The organism is Streptomyces sp. NPDC087859, assembly GCF_044742595.1.
Classification (GTDB): Bacteria; Actinomycetota; Actinomycetes; order Streptomycetales; family Streptomycetaceae; genus Streptomyces; species Streptomyces canus_F.
The window spans coordinates 122,629-138,595 of record NZ_JBIUUU010000015.1 but is presented as its reverse complement, the minus strand read 5'-3'; the positions used below and the strand labels follow the sequence as shown (position 1 = coordinate 138,595).

Below are 15,967 nucleotides of genomic sequence, written 5' to 3'. Positions count from 1 at the left end.
CTTTCCCTCACGGCCCAATCCGGTGGTTTCTTACTGGCCGCGACCCTGCTCGTAGGCCCTGAGCTGCTCCGGCGTGATCATGCCGGTGTCGAAGAGGCTGGTCTCGTCGAGGGCGTACGACTGCTGGGCCTGCTGCTGGTCCTGGTGCTGGCCCTGCTGGGTCTGTCCGGCGTCGTAGGCGGCCTGCTGGGCGTCGTAGCCCTGGTAGGCGTAGGGATCGGCCTGCTGGTAGCCGTAGGCGTCCTGCTGCTGGGCGTAGGCCTGCTGCTGTGGGTAGCCGCCGCCGTAGGTGTCCGTCTGCTGGTAGCCGTAGGCCGGCTGCGGGTCGTACTGCGGCTGGACGGGCTGCTCGGCGGCGGCCCGGTTGTCCTGCTCGGCGAGGGCCGCGAGGTCGGCGAGGTAGTCGGCGTCGCTGGAGTGCTGGACGGTGGTGTTGTCGTCGGCGAGGGAGCCGAGGTCGTCCGTGGCGATCCGGCCGTGCAGCTTCTGGCGGCCCTTACCGACCGCCTCCAGGGTCTTGGTGAGGACCGCCTCGAAGGCACCGAGCTTGGTGTCGACGTAGGTGTCGGCGTCCCGGCGCAGGGTCTCGGGGTCATGGCTGCGCTCGGGGGCGTCCTCGTCCTCGTAGCCCTGCTCGTCGAGGCCCGGGCCGGTGCCGAGGAGCTTCTCGCGGCCGCGGCCGACGGAGCCGATGGTCTTGGTGAGGACGACCTCGAAGTTGGCGAGCTTGGAGTCGACGTAGTCGTCGGCCTCCGCGCGGACGTCCTCGGCCTCCCGGCGGGCCTCGGCGAGGATGCGGTCGGCCTCGGTCTGGGAGCGGCGGGCGACCTCGGTGTCGGAGATCAGCGAGCCGCGCTCGGCGTGCGCGGTCGAGATGATCCGCTCGGCCTCCTGACGGGCCTGCTCGACCATCTGCTCACGGCCGCCGATCAGCTCCTGGGCCTGGGCGAGGGAGTCGGGCAGGGCCGCCCGCACCTCCTCCAGCATCGCGAGCAGCTCGGCGCGGTTGACCACGCACGAGGCCGACATGGGCATCGACCGGGCGCCGGAGACCGCGGCGACGATCTCGTCGAGCTTCTTCTGCACGTCCACCTGTGCTCGCCACTCTCTACAGCTGTGTTGGAGACGGACGGGACGACTGTAGCCCCATCAGTCCTTGCGCAGGCGCTCGTTGAGCGCCTCCAGGACCAGCGGCGGCACCAGGTGGGCGATGTCTCCGCCCCAGGTGGCGACCTCCTTGACGAGCGAGGAGGAGAGGAAGCTGTAGGTGGGGTTGGTCGGCACGAAGAGCGTCTCGACGCCGGACAGGCCGTTGTTCATCTGGGCCATCTGCAGCTCGTAGTCGAAGTCGCTGACCGCGCGCAGGCCCTTGACGATGGCCGGGATGTCGCGCTGCTTGCAGTAGTCGACGAGGAGGCCGTGGAAGGCCTCCACCTTGACATTGCCGTATTCGGCGGTGACCTGGCGGATCAGGTCGATCCGCTCCTCGACCTCGAACAGGCCCTTCTTGGACTTGTTGATCATGACCGCGACATAGACCTCGTCATACAGACGGGAGGCGCGGGAAATGATGTCGAGATGTCCGTTGGTGATCGGGTCGAACGACCCGGGACAGACGGCGCGGCGCACTTGAGATCCCTCGCTCTCCGGTCCGGTCATCGTGCGTCTTCGCACGTAGAGGCGGCGCGACCGTACCAAAAGGTTCCTTCGCCGTAGCGACGGGACCGGAGCGCTTCGAAGCCGTCCGGCCAGTGGAACTCTCCGCCTCTGGTGCTGCGCTCCACGGTGACCAGGGCTTCGGCCGTGAGCCAGCCCTGGGTGCGGAGTGTGAGCAGAATCTCCCGAAGATCGTCGTCCGAGACGGCGTACGGGGGGTCGAGAAAGACGATGTCGTACGGGTCCGGCGGCGCCGGCGACTGGATGATCTGTTCTGCTTTGCCCGCCCTCACCTCGGCGCCGGGGAGACCGAGAGACTTCACGTTCTCGCGGATCGTGCGGGCCGCTCGGGCGTCGGCCTCGACGAGGAGGGTGTGGCCTGCGCCACGGGAGAGGGCCTCCAGGCCCACGGCGCCTGATCCCGCGTACAGGTCCAGGACGCGTTCCCCTTGGAGAGGGCGGCCTCCGAGCAGGGACTGCCAGGTGGAGAAGAGACCTTCGCGTGCGCGATCGGAGGTGGGGCGGGTTCCGGTCCCTGGCGGGACGGCCAGTCGACGTCCGCCGGCTGCGCCGGCGATCACGCGGGTCATCTTCGGTCCTTGCTCGTGGGCGGCTTCAGGTATCAGTGTGGCTGGTCGCGCCCGCGCGGCGGTAGCCGCATATGGATTACAGCCCCGCGCCCCCAGGGGGTCTTCCTCACCCCTTTTCCAAGTACTGCTCCCTTTCCTCGTCCAAGAGGGCGTCCAGGGCTGTGCGCAGGCCTGGGAGGTGGGTGAGTTCCGGATCCGCCGCCACCACTGCCGCCGCCTCTTCCCTGGCTTCGGCGATGATCTCCTCGTCCTCGATGACGGCCAGCATGCGCAGGCTGGTGCGGGCGCCGGACTGGGCCTGGCCGAGGACGTCGCCCTCCCGGCGCTGTTCCAGGTCGATACGGGAGAGCTCGAAGCCGTCGAGGGTGGCGGCGACGGCGTTGAGTCGCTGGCGGGCGGGACTGGCCTCGGGCATCTCGGTGACCAGGAGACAGAGGCCGGCCGCCGAGCCGCGGCCCACGCGGCCGCGGAGCTGGTGGAGCTGGGAGACACCGAACCTGTCGGCGTCCATGATCACCATGGCGGTGGCGTTCGGGACGTTGACGCCGACCTCGATGACCGTGGTGGCGACCAGGACGTGGGTCTCGCCGGCGGCGAAGCGGCGCATGACCGCGTCCTTGTCGTCAGGGTGCATCCGCCCGTGCAGGACCTCCACGCGCAGGCCCTGCAACGGCCCCTTGGCCAGCTGGTCCGCCACCTCGAGAACGGCCAGCGGCGGGCGCTTCTCGGCTTCGTCCTCGGGGGACTTCTTCTTTTTCGGGTCCACTTCCTCGTCGCCGATGCGGGGGCAGACGACGTACCCCTGGTGGCCGTTCTCGACCTCTTCCCGCACCCGTTCCCAGGCCCGGGCCAGGAAGTGGGGCTTGTCGGCGGCCGGGACCACATGGCTGGCGATCGGGGAGCGGCCCGCCGGGAGCTGGTCCAGGACCGAGGTCTCCAGGTCGCCGAAGACCGTCATGGCGACCGTGCGCGGGATGGGGGTGGCGGTCATGACGAGGAGGTGGGGCGGCTGTTTGCCCTTGCCGCGCAGGGCGTCGCGCTGTTCCACGCCGAAGCGGTGCTGTTCGTCCACGACGACGAGTCCGAGGTCGTGGAACTGCACCTTGTCCTCGATCAACGCGTGCGTACCGATGACGATCCCGGCGTCCGCGGTGACGAGGTCGAGCAGTGCCTGACGACGGGCGGCCATGCCCATCGAGCCGGTCAGGAGCACCACCTTCGTGGCGTGTTCGGACCCGCCCAGCATTCCGCCCTCGGCCAGATCGCCCATCATCTCGACGATCGAGCGGTGGTGCTGCTGGGCGAGGACCTCGGTGGGGGCGAGCATGGCGGCCTGACCGCCGGCGTCGACCACGGCGAGCATGGCGCGCAGGGCCACCATTGTCTTTCCCGATCCGACCTCTCCCTGGAGCAGCCGGTGCATCGGGTGCTCCGTGGCCAGGTCGTCGAAGATCTCCTTGGAGACCTTCTGCTGGCCCTCGGTGAGGGTGAAGGGGAGGCGGGCGTCGAAGGCGCTCAGGAGGCCGTCCGGCTTGGGTCTGCGGGCCACCGCGGGGAGTTGGGCGTCGGCGTGGCGGCGGCGGGCGAGGGCGACCTGGAGGACGAAGGCCTCGTCCCACTTGAGGCGGGAGCGGGCGTCCTCGATGTCGGCCTTGGTGTGCGGCCGGTGGATCTTGAGGAGGGCCTCGGGGAGGGGGACCAGGCCACGGCCGTCACGGAGGGAGTCCGGGAGGGGGTCCACCGCCTCCTGGGCGCTGGGGAGGACCGTCTGGATCGCCTTGCCGATCTTCCAGGACTCCAGCTTGGCCGTGGCGGGGTAGATGGGGATCAGGGCACCGGCCCAGGCCTCCACCGTCTCCTCCGCGTCTCCTCGCAGCAACTCATAGGCAGGGTGCGCCAGTTGGAGGCGGCGGTTGAAGACCGAGACCTTGCCCGCGAACAGCGCGCGGGTGCCCGGCAGGAGCTCCTTGTGGGGTTTGTGGACACCGGCACCGAAGAAGACCAGCTGGAGGCGGCCGCTGCCGTCGGTGATGGTCACCTCCAGCCGCTGGCCCTTGCCCCGGGGCGCCTTGGCCGAGGCGAAGGTGTGCAGCCGGGCGTCGGCGACCTGGGCGACCACGGTGACGTGCTCGTCCATGGGGAGGTCGGCCAGGTGGGTGAGCTGGCCCCGCTCCTCGTATCTGCGCGGGTAGTGGTGCAGGAGGTCGCCGACGGTGTGCAGGCCGAGATGCTCGGCCATCACCTTCGCGGTGGGTGGGCCGAGCACCTTTTTCAGTGGTTCTTCGAGTGCGGGCACGAGATCCATTGCACACCACCCCACTGACATTGCCGTATACGTCTCGCGAAACCCCTGGTCAGACGGGCTGTTCCGGCTCTAGGATGGCGCGCTCCGGCCATCCCGCGGTCACCGCCCCACCGGGACCGCCCAACCCCGCGCCGAAGACCTCCCCACCCTCGGCGTTGCAGCGATGGACTCCCAGACCTCACAGTCATCCCAGGCATCCCCGTCACCTCATACGTTCCAGGTCGACCTGCGTGGCCTGGTGGACCTGCTGTCCCATCACCTCTACTCCAGTCCGAAGGTCTATCTGCGCGAGCTGCTGCAGAACGCCGTGGACGCCATCACCGCCCGGCGCGCCGAGCAGCCCGACGCCCCGGCCAGGGTGCGGCTCCACGCCCAGGAGGGCACCCTGCGGGTCGAGGACTCCGGCGTGGGGCTCACCGAGGCGGATGTGCACACCCTGTTGGCGACCATCGGCCGCAGCTCGAAGCGGGCCGGCGGACTGCAGGACGGGCTCCAGGAGGTCCGCTCCGACTTCCTCGGCCAGTTCGGCATCGGTCTGCTCGCCTGTTTCGTGGTGGCCGAGCGGATCCGGGTCGTCAGCCGCAGTGCCCGTACGCCCGAGGCGGCGCCCGTGGAGTGGACGGCGAGCGACGACGGTTCGTACACCGTGCGGACGTTGCCGCACGAGGCCCGCCCAGAGCCCGGTACCACTGTGCATCTGACGGCCCGGCCGGGAGCCGGGGAGTGGCTCACCCCCGAGCGGGTCCTCACGCTGGCGCGGGACTTCGGCTCGCTGCTGCCGTACGACGTGCGGGTGGGCGACGAGGCGGTCACCGACCTGCCGGCGCCCTGGGACCGGCCCTACCCCTCCCCCGCCACCCGAAGGGTGGCCCTGGCGCGGCACTGTCACGACCTCTTCGGGTTCACCCCGCTGGACTCGATCGAGCTGACCGTGCCGCTCGCCGGGGTCCGCGGGGTGGCGTACGTGCTGCCCGCGGCGGTCAGTCCGGCCACGCGCGCGACGCATCGCGTCCACCTCAAGGGCATGCTGCTGACCGAGCGCGCCGAACAGCTGCTGCCGGACTGGGCGTTCTTCGTGCGCTGCGTCCTGGACACGGACAGTCTGCGGCCGACGGCCTCGCGCGAGGCGCTGTACGAGGACGAGACGCTGGCGGCCGTGCGGGAGGCGCTGGGCGAGAGGATCCGGTCCTGGCTGACGGCGCTGGCCGCCGGTGATCCGGAGCGACTGGCGGCCTTCCTCTCCGTGCACCACCTGGGCGTGAAGTCGCTGGCCCGGCACGACAAGGACATGCTGCGCACGATGCTGCCGTGGCTGCCCTTCGAGACGACCGACGGACAGCTGTCCCTGGAGGAGTTCGCACAGCGGCACCCCGTCGTGCACTTCACACGGACCGTGGAGGAGTACCGGCAGGTCGCGCCGATCGCGTCCGCGCAGGGCGTGGGGGTGGTCAACGGCGGTTACACGTACGACAGCGACCTGGTCGAGGCGCTGCCGTCGGTGCGGCCGGGGACGGTGGTCGCCGAGCTGGACACCGACACCGTGACCGCGCACCTGGACGCGGTCGACCCCGCCGACGAACTGGCACTGTCCGGCTTCCTGGCGGCCGCGCGGGCCCGACTCGATCCGCTCGGCTGTGACGTCGTCCTGCGCGCGTTCCGCCCGCTCTCCGTGCCCGCACTGCATCTGGACGACCGGTCCGCCCGGCACGAGCAGGCACGCGCGGAGGCCGAGGCGCAGGCCGACGACCTGTGGGCGGGCATCCTCGGCTCGCTGCGCGGCAGCGCGCCACGCGCGCGTCTGGTGCTCAACCACCTCAATCCGCTGATCCGGAGGATCAGTTCACTCGGCGACCCGGAGCTGATCGGCACCGCGACGGAGTCCCTGTACGGACAGGCGCTGCTGATGGCGCAGCGGCCGCTCAGGCCCGCGGACTCGGCGTTGCTGAACCGGGCCTTCATGGGTCTTCTGGAGTGGGCCACGAACGGCGAGGAGGGTCGCTGATGGGCGAGATCACGGACTTCGACAGCCTGCGCCGGGCGATGGCCGAGAACGGCGAGCAGCCGGAGGGTCCCGCCCGCAACGCGCGCGCGGAGCAGCTGCTGGCGGCGGCCGAGAAGCTGAACGTCCCGCTCGCCGTGATCGAGGCGCTCGGACACCAGCTGAAGGTCTACAACTACAGCTCCGAGAAGGACAAGATGTTCGTCCCCTTCGCGCGTCTGCTGCGCATGTGGGACGAACGGCCCGAGGACTTCGACGAGTACGAGACCCACACCCTGCACTGGGTCTTCAAGTGGGTGTCGTCCGGCATGCTCGACCAGCCGCACGTGCCGCTCGCCTCCATCGAGAAGTGGCTCGGCGAGATGGAGCACCGCTATCGGCTCGCCGGGCACTCCGAACGAGCCGTGCGCAGCGCCGAGTTCAACGTCGCCGCGCACATCGGGGACCTGCCGCGCGCGGAACGGGCGTACGCCGCGTGGCTCGCCGCCGACCGGGACCGCATGGCCGACTGCCCCGCGTGCGAGCTGCACGGGCAGGGCTGGTGGCAGAGTGAGCGGAGCCGGGACGCGGAGGCGCTGGAGCTGTGGACGCCGGTCCTGGAGGGCGAGCTCAGTTGCGCGCACGAGCCGCACACCTCCCTCGCGGCCTCCCTGCTGCCCCTGCTGCGCCTCGGCCGCCTCGAGGAGGCGCGCGCGAACCATCTGCGGGGTTTCCGGCTCGTACGGGCCATGGAGAGCATGCGCGGCGCCTACGCGGACCACGTCGAGTTCTGTGCCCTGAGCGGCAACGAGGCGCGCGGTCTGGAGCTGCTCGCGGAGCGGCCCGCGTACTTCACGGACACCGGGCATCCGCGCAGCGGGCTGGAGTTCCTGAGCGTGGTGGCGCTGCTCATGGACCGACTGACCGGGCTCGGCCTCGGCGACCGTCAGGTGCCGGGACCGGCCGGCCGTTCGTGGACGGCCCGTGAACTCGCCACGCACGCGCGTGCGGAGGCCCTCGACCTGGCCGGCCGCTTCGACGCGCGCAACGGCACGGCACACGTCAGTGAGCGGGCACGCGCGCGTATGGCGCAGGAGCCGCTGGTGGAGCGATTGCCGCTGGGGGTGCGGTCGGCGAGGGCGGCCGCCCCTGCGGCCGCCTCCCCGGAGGCCGCGGAACCGGATCCGGCGGCTCTGATCGCCGAGGCGCGGCGGCTGTCGGACGGTCTGCGGCCGAACGCCGTCGAGGCGTGGGTGGCGGTCTCACGGGCGGCGCAGGACGTCGAACTGGACCCGCGCGACCGGGCGGAGATCGCCGACCACCAGGCCATGGACCTCGGCCCCGAGGGCATCGAGCTGTTCGAGCGTGCCGCCGAGCTGTACACCGAGGCCGGCGACCCGGGCGAGGCGCTGGCCGCACGCGCGCGTGGGGCGTTCGTCCGCACACTCGCGGGCGACACGGACGCGGCGCTCACGGCGATCTCCGGCCCGTACGACGAGATCCTCGCGCTCTACGCCGAGGACGGCACCGGCGTACGTCAGACGGCGTCGGTGCTGATGGCGCGGGCACGGATTCTGATGCGGCGGGTGCAGGAGGCCGGGGAGGCACCGGAGGGGGCCGGTGACCCGACGACTGTCGAGGCCCCGGGCGGTAGCCCGACGGCGGCCGGGGTCTCAACCCGCCGCCCCTCCCTGGCCTCCCTACGAGCCGACGCCGACGCCGCCGTACGGGAGGTGCTCGCGCTCGTCGACGGGCGGGCCGGGGACGATGTGCAGCTCGGGTCGCGGGCCGCCGAGGCGTGGGCGATGTTCGCGGAGCTGGCCGTCGGCGCCGGGGAGCTGAGGACCGGGGCGGACCTGTTCCGGCATGCCGCGGAAGGGTTCGTGGGGGCCGGGCTGCCGTGGTTCGCCGTGGAGTCGGAGGCCCGGCTGGCACAGCTCGCCCACCATATGGGCGACGTCGCGGAGGCCGAGCGGGCGCTACGGGCCGCGTTGGAGCACGGCGGGCCGTATCTGGAGGCGGTCGGACGGGCCCAGCTGCATCTCCAGCTCGCCGAGGTGCTGGGCGGCAGAGGGCTGGTCGAGGAGGCCGCCGAACATGCCCTGGAGGCGGCGCACTGGGCCGACGGGGCCGGTGAGGGGCCGGCGCTGGGCGCGTGGGCGCGGCAGCTGCTCGGCGGGTTCCTGCTGCGGCAGGGGCGGTGGGCCGAGGCCGCGGAGGTGCTGGAGTCGGCGCTGCCCGACCTGGCCCCCGAGACGCATGGCGACGGCGCGGTCGTCCAGGTGCAGTGGTGGCTCGGCGACTGTCTGAGCGAACTCGGCGAGCACCGCGCGGCGGCCGAACGGCGGCTCCAGGCGGCCGAGATCGCCAGGCTCTGGCCCGAGCAGCACGACCACGCGACGCTCGCCCATCTCGCCGCCGAGTCCCTCGGCCATGCCGGGCTGTCCGCCGAGGCGGACCAGGCCTACGCCCGCGCGGGTGAGCTGTGGCGCTCGCTCGACGACGTCCACGGCCTGGTCCGTGCCCTGCGCGCCCGCGCGTGGCTCGCGCTGGACACGGAGGACGGTCAGGGCGACGCCAAGGAGCTGATGGCGGACGCGGTCCGGGAGTGCGAGGAGGCGCTGGGTGCGGACGCCGCCGACGAGGAGGCCCGGCAGCGGCTCGTCGCCGAGCTCGGGCACACGCACCGGCAGTTCGGCGACCTGCTCGCCCGTTCCGCCGCCGAGGACGACGATGACGACTCCATCCGGGCCGCGATGGAGGACGCCCTGTCCCAGGTGACGGAGGCCATCGTGGTGTTCGCCTCGCTCGGCGACGACGCCCTGCACAGCCGTACCGGCGCCGAGCTCGCCGCGGGCTGGCTGGAGGCCGACCTGAGCCGTCCCGACCGGGCGGCGGCACGCGCGCGTGCCGTGCTGGCGGCGTACCGGGGATACGAGGCGTACGGCGAGAGCGATACCGACGAGACGGTGGCGGCCCGGCGGGCGGAGGCGCGGCAGATGCTCGACGTCCTGGAGGACTAGCGGCTACTCGACCCCGATGAGCAGCAGGGCGCCTTGGCGTCCGCCCCGGTAGACCACCGTGTCGACGCCGAGGTATCCCTCACGCACGCGTGCTTCGAGGTGGTCGGCGATGGACTCGGGTGCCTCGTCGCCGAGGACGAGGGTGACGAGTTCGCCGCCTGCCGAGAGCATGCGGTCCAGGACGGTCTCGGCGGCGGCGGTGACGTCCGAGCCGATGACGGACACGTCGCCGTCGATGAGGCCGAGCACGTCGCCGGCCTGGCAGATGCCGGCCATGGTCCAGGACTGCCGCTCGGCGAGGGCGACCTCGGCGTAGCGGGTCGCGCCGGCCGCCGAGGTCATCGACACGACGTCCTCGTCGAAGCGGCGCTCGGGCTCGTGCACGGCGAGCGCCGCGATGCCCTGGACGGCGGAGCGGGTCGGGATGAGGGCGACGCGGATGCCCTCCGCGCGGGCCTGTTCGGCCGCCGCGGCGGCGGTGTGGCGCAGGTCGGCGTCGTTGGGCAGCAGGACGACCTCGCGCGCGTGGGCCCGTCGTACGGCTTCGACCATCTCCCCACTGGCGGGCGGCTCTCCGGGCCGCGCGAGCACGGTCGTCGCGCCGGCCTCGCTGTAGAGCCCGGCCAGGCCCTCGCCGGGCACGACGGCGACGACGGCCCGCTGCACCCGCTCCCGCGGCGGCCGCTCACCGCCCCGCGTGTGCACGTCGCCGAGGCCGAAGTGGGTGATCCGGATCCGGTAGGGCCGTCCGGCCTCGACTCCCGCCTCCACCGCGGCACCCGCGTCGTCGACATGCACATGGACGTTCCACAGCCCGTCGCCGCCCACCACGACGAGCGAGTCCCCGAGACCGTCGAGCCGCATCCGCAGCCGGTCCACGGCGTCGTCCTCGGCCTCCAGGAGATAGATCACCTCGAAGGCGGGCCCGCCCTGTTCAACGGGGCTGTCGGCGCACTCGTCGACGTCACCGGGGCCCACCGCCCCCGCCGCATGGGCATCGGCCCGAGCCGCCGAGCCGGAGTCGAGGGGCAGGGAGCCTCCGCGCGGATCGCCGGAAGCCACGGAAGCAACGCCTCCAGGCGCCGCGACACCGTCAGCCGTCTCCGCGCCACCGGTGTCCACGCGCGCGTGGAAGGTCCCCGAGCCCTCGTGGCCCACCCTCGGGAGCCGCCCCGGGACCGCCCCGGGCGCCTCCCCCGTGAACGTCTCCACCAGCGCCCCGAGCACCGCCACCAGTCCCCGCCCCCCGGCGTCGACCACCCCGGCGCGCTCCAGCACGGCCAGCTGGCCGGGAGTGGCCGCGAGAGCCTCCCGTGCCCCTTCGTAGGCGGCCCGGGCGACCGCCCCGCAGCCGCCGTCGGTCGTCCCGGCCGCGTCGGCCGCCGCCGAGGCGACCGAGAGGACCGTGCCCTCGACCGGATGGGCCACGGCCCGGCGGGCGGAGTCGGCGGCGTGCCGGAAGGCGAGCCGCAGGCCGGTCCCGTCGGTGTGAGCTGTGTCGCTGTCGGCGGCGAGCACCTGGGCCATGCCGCGCAGCAGCTGCGCGAGGATCGTGCCGGAGTTGCCCCGGGCGCCTATGAGGGCACCGTGCGCCATCGCGCGCGCCGCGTCGGCCGGCGACGGCTTCCCGGCACCGCCCGAGCCGCCCGGGTGGCCTCCGGGGCCGACCTCGTGGCCCTCGAAGACGGCCTCGACGGCCGCGACGGCGGACTCCATGGTCAGGTACAGGTTCGTGCCGGTGTCCCCGTCGGCGACGGGATAGACATTGATCGCGTCGATCTCCTCGCGCGCCCGCCCCAGCGCCGTCAGCGCGAGGCCGCACCAGGTGCGTACCGCGAGAGCATCGAAGAATGTCTGCGGCACCTGCGCCACCTGCGCCTCCCTGAGCTGCCCGGACGTGGACGCAGCGTAGACCCCGGAGAGGTGTCCGCCGGAAGAGGGCCTGGAGCAGGCCCATGAGCAGCCATGGTAGTTTCGTTGTACTGGCGCAGTCGTTGTATGCTGCTCCGGTTGCCCGATCTCATCGGGCCTTTTTCCCCCGGCAGCGCCACTCAGATCTCTGATCCTACGATCTCGATCCCGGCACGCCGGGATCTATCCGTAAGTGCATCTGAAGTCTTTGGAGTGACCCGTGGCTGCCAACTGCGACGTCTGCGGCAAGGGGCCGGGCTTCGGCAACAACATCTCGCACTCGCACCGCCGTACGTCCCGTCGCTGGAACCCGAACATCCAGCGCGTCCGTACCGTGGTCAGCGGGACGCCGAAGCGCGTGAACGCTTGCACCTCGTGCATCAAGGCCGGCAAGGTCTCGCGCTGACGCACAGTTAAGCGCGCGGCCACTGCTGGTTCGCTGTGAGTAGCCGGTCCACCGTGAGGTGGGTCGGCTTCTTGCTGTGCCCGAAAAACGGCCGCCGGCCGGAAGGCCACGGCCATCAGGCCGAGGCAGTGCCCGGCCCTGCCGGAGGTCCGAGGGCCCACCCGTGATCCACGGGCCCGATACCCCCGCCCAGCTCGAACCCGCCCCGGATCGCCCCGGTGACGTACTCCTTCGCCGCCGCCACCGCGTCCGGCACGGACCGCCCCTTGGCGAGGTGCGAGGCGATCGCCGAGGCGAGCGTGCAGCCCGTGCCGTGCGTGTGCCGGTTGTCGTAGCGGGGCGAGCGCAGCCAGTGCTCCTGCGAGCCGTCGGTGAGCAGATCGACGGCGTCGCCGGTGAGATGGCCGCCCTTGACGAGGGCCCACTTCGGTCCGTACGACAGGACGGCGGCCGCGGCCCGGCGCAGGTCGTCCTCGGTCTCCACCCGTACGCCGGTGAGCTGCGCCACCTCGTCGAGGTTCGGGGTCGCGACCGTGGCGACCGGCAGCAGCTTCGTCCGCACGGAGTCCAGCGCGGACGCGGCCAGCAGCGAGTCGCCGTGCTTGGAGATGCCGACCGGGTCGACGACGGCCGGGGCGTCCGTGCCGCCGATCAATTCGGCCACCGCCTCGACGAGTTCCGCCGAGGCCAGCATGCCGGTCTTCACGGCCTGTACGCCGATGTCGTCGACGACACTGCGGTACTGGGCCCGCACCGCCGCCACCGGCAGCTCCCAAGCCCCCTGCACGCCGACGGAGTTCTGCGCGGTGACGGCCGTGACGACGCTCATGCCGTGCACGCCGAGCGCGAGCATCGTCTTCAGGTCGGCCTGGATCCCGGCGCCTCCGCCGGAGTCGGAGCCCGCGACCGTCAGCACCGTCGGCGGCGCGCTCACGACTCGATGTCCCCGAAGTGGTCCCAGCCGCCCTTGCTGGTCCAGGGCGCCCCGTCGACCGTCACCTGGGGCAGCGCCGAGGGGTTGAGGACCTCGCCGATGACCTTCCAGCGGGCCGGCAGCTTCACGTCCGGCGGGAAGGTCGCCACGATCGCGTGGTCCTCTCCCCCGGTGAGCACCCACTGCATGGGGTCGACGCCGACGGCCTGCCCGATGTCGTTCATCTGGGACGGGATGTCGATCGCGCCGGAACGGATGTCGATACGGACCTTGCTGGCCTCGGCGATGTGCCCGAGGTCGGCGATCAGCCCGTCGCTCACGTCGCACATCGCGGTCGCGCCGAGTCCCGCGGCCGCGGGACCCGCGTGGTACGGCGGTTCGGGACGCCGGTGCGCCTCCACGAAGGCGCGCGGCGAGCGGAAGCCGCGGGAGAGCACCGCGAACCCGGCCGCGGACCAGCCCAGCCAGCCGGTCACCGCGACGAGGTCGCCGGGCTGTGCGCCGCCGCGCGTCACGGGCTCCTGGTTGCGCAGATCGCCGAGCGCGGTGATGGAGACCATGATCGTGTCTCCTCGTACGACATCCCCGCCCACCACCGACGCGCCCGCCACCTGGCACTCGTCCCGCAGCCCGTCCATCAGCTCGCTCGCCCAGGTGACCGGGAGTTCGGCCGGCACGACCAGACCGAGCAGGAGAGCCGTCGGTACGGCGCCCATGGCGGCGATGTCCGCGAGGTTCTGCGCGGCGGCCTTGCGGCCCACGTCGTAAGCCGTGGACCAGTCGCGGCGGAAGTGCCGTCCCTCCAGGAGGATGTCGGTGCTCGCCACGACCCGGCGGTCGGGAGCGGCCACCACCGCGGCGTCGTCGCCGGGGCCCACCCGGACCGCCGGGGTGGTGGTGAGACGGGAGGTGAGCTCCCTGATGAGCCCGAACTCCCCGAGCTCACCAACAGTGCCCTTCATTGACCTTTCGCCCCTTCTGTCCCTTGTTGTGCCCGGTCGCGCATGACCAGTGTCCTCGATACGGTCGAAGAGACCGTCAACTTCTGTCATGCCTGCCCCCGGCGCGGAGGCCGCCTGCCCCGCAGGTCTCCCCGCGGCGAGCGGCGACGCGATACCGTGGCGTTCCTTTTCCCCACATGATCCTCGTGGCCGCCCTGGAGGTTCCGTGGTACAGGCGTACATCCTGATCCAGACGGAGGTCGGCAAAGCGTCGACCGTCGCCGAGACGATCAGCAAGATTCCTGGGGTGATCCAGGCCGAGGACGTGACAGGACCTTATGACGTGATCGTGCGGGCACAGGCCGACACCGTGGACGACCTGGGCCGCTTGGTGGTCGCGAAGGTCCAGCAAGTGGACGGCATCACTCGCACACTGACCTGCCCGGTCGTCCATCTGTAGCCCCCGTCTACCCTTGGCCGGTGAACTTCTTCCGTCACCGGCACCGCACTGTCCTCGGGCTGCCCGCCCTGGCCCTGCTGATCGTCACCACAGGGTGCTCCTCAGCAGACGACAGTGACTCGGTGACGGTTCCCAGCCCCACGGCGAAGGTCGCGAAGCTGTGCCGAAACCTGGACAGTGTCCTGCCGGACAAGGTCGACGGTCTCGACCGGCATGATCCCGAGCCCGCGTCCGCGCTGACGGCGGGCTGGGGAAGCCCGGCGATCATACTGCGCTGCGGTGTCGTCCGGCCGCCGAAGATGGTCGACCCCAAGGTCGCGACCGGAAGCGACCCCAAGGCGATAGCGGGCGAGGTGAACGGCGTCGAGTGGCTCATGGAGAAGCAGGACGACGGATCGACCCGCTTCACCACGGCCAACCGCCAGGCGTACGTCGAGGTGACGGTGCCCGGGGGGCGGGACACCGCGGGGATGCTGACCGACATGGCTTCGTCGGTCAAGAAGGCGATCCCCTTCGGGAAGTGAGCGCCACGGCTTCCCGGAGGGGTTGCTAGCGCAGGCCCGTGGAACGCCGGAGCGCCGCCTGGATCAGCAGGTCCACCAGCTCCGGGTAGCTGATCCCGGTCGCCTGCCACATCTGCGGGTACATCGAGATCGGGGTGAAGCCCGGCATCGTGTTGATCTCGTTGATGACGAACTCCCCGTCCTCCGTGAGGAAGAAGTCCGCGCGCACCAGGCCCTCGCAGGACGCCGCGTCGAAGGCCGCCACGGCGAGGCGCTGGACCTCCGCCGTCTCCTCGGGGGTCAGCGGGGCCGGGACGAGACCCGGAGTGGAGTCGATGTACTTGGCCTCGAAGTCGTAGTACGCGTGCGCGTCCGGCGGCGGGATCTCCGCGGGGACCGAGGCCCGCGGGCCGTCCTCGAACTCCAGGACACCGCACTCGATCTCACGGCCGCGCAGCGCCGCCTCGACGAGGATCTTCGGGTCGTGCCGCTGGGCCTCGGCGATCGCCTCGTCCAGCCCGGACGGGTCGTCGACCTTGGTGATGCCGATCGACGAACCCGCGCGCGCGGGCTTCACGAACAGCGGCCAGCCGTGCTCGCCGGCCAGGTCGACGATCTTCCTGCGGGCGGCCGGCTCGTCCTGCTCCCACTCGCGGGGCCGAATCACCACGTACGGGCCGACCTTGAGCCCGAAGGAGGTGAACACCCGCTTCATGTACTCCTTGTCCTGGCCGACGGCCGAGGCGAGCACGCCCGAGCCGACGTAGGGGACACCGGAGAGCTCCAGCAGGCCCTGGAGGGTGCCGTCCTCGCCGTAGGGGCCGTGCAGAACGGGGAAGACGATGTCGACCTCGCCGAGCGCCTTGGGCACCGATCCCGGCTCGCTGTAGACGACTTCGCGGTTCGCGGGGTCGACGGGGAGCACCACGCCGCCCTCGCGCGACTCGGCGAGTTCCTCGACGCTGGGCGTCCGGCGCTCGGCGATCGCCATCCGGTCCGGCTCGTCGGCGGTGAGGGCCCAGCGGCCGTCCTGGGTGATGCCGATCGGCAGGACGTCGTACTTCGTCCGGTCGATGGACTTGAGGACGGCGCCGGCCGTGACCACGGAGATCCCGTGTTCGGAGCTGCGCCCGCCGAACACGACGGCCACGCGCGGCTTGCGAGGCGGCTGCTCAGGGCTCTGGGGGAGGTTCTCGGTGCTCATATCGCGTTGAGAGTACCCGTTGGTAGAGCCCCGATACAGCGTGGCTCAGGGGGCGT

General features: G+C 71.7%; 13 protein-coding genes. 5 read left to right on the top strand and 8 right to left on the bottom strand.

Features of this window, described 5'->3' with window-relative positions:
- Nucleotides 1-30: 30 nt before the first annotated feature.
- From ACIOHP_RS33805 to recG, 4 genes are all read right to left on the bottom strand, one after another.
- Entirely contained in the window at nucleotides 31-1,092 is a 1,062-nt protein-coding gene (locus ACIOHP_RS33805) for an ATP synthase F0 subunit B (protein WP_401893447.1), read from the bottom strand.
- Between the two features lie 57 nt (nucleotides 1,093-1,149).
- Nucleotides 1,150-1,629 carry a pantetheine-phosphate adenylyltransferase gene (gene coaD / locus ACIOHP_RS33800; protein WP_361546020.1) on the bottom strand — a complete coding sequence of 160 codons (480 nt, stop codon included), beginning with the start codon at nucleotides 1,627-1,629 and terminating at the stop codon, nucleotides 1,150-1,152.
- A gap of 26 nt (nucleotides 1,630-1,655) precedes the next feature.
- The gene (rsmD, locus tag ACIOHP_RS33795; RefSeq protein WP_401893445.1) at nucleotides 1,656-2,246 is read right to left on the bottom strand and encodes a 16S rRNA (guanine(966)-N(2))-methyltransferase RsmD; all 591 of its coding nucleotides are present in this window, start codon (nucleotides 2,244-2,246) and stop codon (nucleotides 1,656-1,658) included.
- A 106-nt stretch (nucleotides 2,247-2,352) separates the two neighbouring features.
- Nucleotides 2,353-4,551 (bottom strand): ATP-dependent DNA helicase RecG, encoded by a 2,199-nt coding sequence (recG, locus tag ACIOHP_RS33790; RefSeq protein ID WP_401893444.1) that lies wholly within the window; start codon nucleotides 4,549-4,551, stop codon nucleotides 2,353-2,355.
- 163 nt (nucleotides 4,552-4,714) lie between these two features.
- Here recG and ACIOHP_RS33785 point away from each other — a divergent pair, with 163 nt between their 5' ends.
- Complete coding sequence (locus ACIOHP_RS33785; RefSeq protein WP_401893442.1) at nucleotides 4,715-6,553, top strand: HSP90 family protein; 1,839 nt, start codon at nucleotides 4,715-4,717, stop codon at nucleotides 6,551-6,553.
- Nucleotides 6,553-9,552 (top strand): tetratricopeptide repeat protein, encoded by a 3,000-nt coding sequence (locus tag ACIOHP_RS33780; RefSeq protein ID WP_401893441.1) that lies wholly within the window; start codon nucleotides 6,553-6,555, stop codon nucleotides 9,550-9,552. The genes ACIOHP_RS33785 and ACIOHP_RS33780 overlap by 1 nt, the downstream gene beginning before the upstream one ends.
- Nucleotides 9,553-9,555: 3 nt before the next feature.
- Here ACIOHP_RS33780 and ACIOHP_RS33775 read toward each other — a convergent pair whose 3' ends face one another.
- A complete protein-coding gene (locus tag ACIOHP_RS33775) occupies nucleotides 9,556-11,424 on the bottom strand; it encodes a DAK2 domain-containing protein (RefSeq protein ID WP_401893439.1) in 1,869 nt (622 codons plus the stop codon).
- Between the two features lie 259 nt (nucleotides 11,425-11,683).
- Here ACIOHP_RS33775 and rpmB point away from each other — a divergent pair, with 259 nt between their 5' ends.
- A complete protein-coding gene (rpmB, locus tag ACIOHP_RS33770; protein WP_003973430.1) occupies nucleotides 11,684-11,869 on the top strand; it encodes a 50S ribosomal protein L28 in 186 nt (61 codons plus the stop codon).
- Between the two features lie 115 nt (nucleotides 11,870-11,984).
- On the opposite strand, the gene thiD is transcribed toward rpmB, so the two are convergent.
- Nucleotides 11,985-12,803: a bifunctional hydroxymethylpyrimidine kinase/phosphomethylpyrimidine kinase gene (thiD, locus tag ACIOHP_RS33765; RefSeq protein WP_401893437.1), complete on the bottom strand. Its 819-nt coding sequence runs from the start codon at nucleotides 12,801-12,803 to the stop codon at nucleotides 11,985-11,987.
- Nucleotides 12,800-13,765: a thiamine-phosphate kinase gene (locus ACIOHP_RS33760; RefSeq protein ID WP_266887579.1), complete on the bottom strand. Its 966-nt coding sequence runs from the start codon at nucleotides 13,763-13,765 to the stop codon at nucleotides 12,800-12,802. Before ACIOHP_RS33760 ends, thiD begins: the two co-directional genes overlap by 4 nt.
- A 205-nt stretch (nucleotides 13,766-13,970) precedes the next feature.
- Here ACIOHP_RS33760 and ACIOHP_RS33755 point away from each other — a divergent pair, with 205 nt between their 5' ends.
- Together ACIOHP_RS33755 and ACIOHP_RS33750 are read left to right on the top strand one after the other, a co-directional pair.
- On the top strand, nucleotides 13,971-14,204 hold the full coding sequence (locus ACIOHP_RS33755; RefSeq protein ID WP_020121007.1) for an Lrp/AsnC family transcriptional regulator: 234 nt from the start codon (nucleotides 13,971-13,973) through the stop codon (nucleotides 14,202-14,204).
- A gap of 20 nt (nucleotides 14,205-14,224) precedes the next feature.
- A complete protein-coding gene (locus ACIOHP_RS33750) occupies nucleotides 14,225-14,728 on the top strand; it encodes a DUF3515 domain-containing protein (protein ID WP_365402618.1) in 504 nt (167 codons plus the stop codon).
- 25 nt (nucleotides 14,729-14,753) lie between these two features.
- Here ACIOHP_RS33750 and ACIOHP_RS33745 read toward each other — a convergent pair whose 3' ends face one another.
- On the bottom strand, nucleotides 14,754-15,911 hold the full coding sequence (locus ACIOHP_RS33745) for a D-alanine--D-alanine ligase family protein (RefSeq protein ID WP_361545676.1): 1,158 nt from the start codon (nucleotides 15,909-15,911) through the stop codon (nucleotides 14,754-14,756).
- Nucleotides 15,912-15,967: the final 56 nt, after the last annotated feature.

Bases quoted from the DNA above. Each gene is read 5' to 3' on its own strand.
- rsmD (WP_401893445.1), bottom strand. From the start codon at position 2,246: ATGACCCGCGTGATCGCCGGCGCAGCCGGCGGACGTCGACTGGCCGTC.
- recG (WP_401893444.1), bottom strand. From the start codon at position 4,551: ATGGATCTCGTGCCCGCACTCGAAGAACCACTGAAAAAGGTGCTCGGC.
- ACIOHP_RS33785 (WP_401893442.1), top strand. From the start codon at position 4,715: ATGGACTCCCAGACCTCACAGTCATCCCAGGCATCCCCGTCACCTCAT.
- ACIOHP_RS33780 (WP_401893441.1), top strand. From the start codon at position 6,553: ATGGGCGAGATCACGGACTTCGACAGCCTGCGCCGGGCGATGGCCGAG.
- ACIOHP_RS33760 (WP_266887579.1), bottom strand. From the start codon at position 13,765: ATGAAGGGCACTGTTGGTGAGCTCGGGGAGTTCGGGCTCATCAGGGAG.
- ACIOHP_RS33745 (WP_361545676.1), bottom strand. From the start codon at position 15,911: ATGAGCACCGAGAACCTCCCCCAGAGCCCTGAGCAGCCGCCTCGCAAG.